Annotated in this window: 1 protein-coding gene and 1 pseudogene; both read right to left on the bottom strand. The window is 56.6% G+C overall.

What is annotated here, in order from left to right:
- On the bottom strand, positions 1–110 hold a 110-nt coding region (locus tag QP381_RS09370; protein WP_285068769.1), incomplete at its 3' end, for a single-stranded DNA-binding protein.
- Between the two features lie 27 nt (positions 111–137).
- Positions 138–244: pseudogene (locus QP381_RS09365) on the bottom strand (30S ribosomal protein S6); the annotation flags it as partial.

The raw sequence follows: 244 nt of genomic DNA, 5'->3' as shown, positions 1-244 counted from the left end.
GGAGTGGAGGCGATCGTGAACGACGCGACGGGCGCGCCAGATGCCGTGAACCTGAGTTCCGGGTCAGCGGTTAGGTTTCCTACTACCGTTATTACGGTGTCTCCGGCCATGATTCCTCCGTTGGTTCTATCGGGTTACTACTTGTTGTCCAAACGCATCAGCTTGGTGCGAAGAACGGTTTCGTTCAGAGTGAGCTGACGGTCGAGTTCCTTAGCGTCGGCGGGGGTGGTCTTCAGCTTGATGA

Source organism: Pauljensenia sp. UMB6358 (genome assembly GCF_030216865.1).
Lineage (GTDB): Bacteria > Actinomycetota > Actinomycetes > Actinomycetales > Actinomycetaceae > Pauljensenia > Pauljensenia turicensis_A.
The sequence above is the reverse complement of the archived record's forward strand: the minus strand, read 5'-3'. Positions and strand labels throughout refer to the sequence as shown.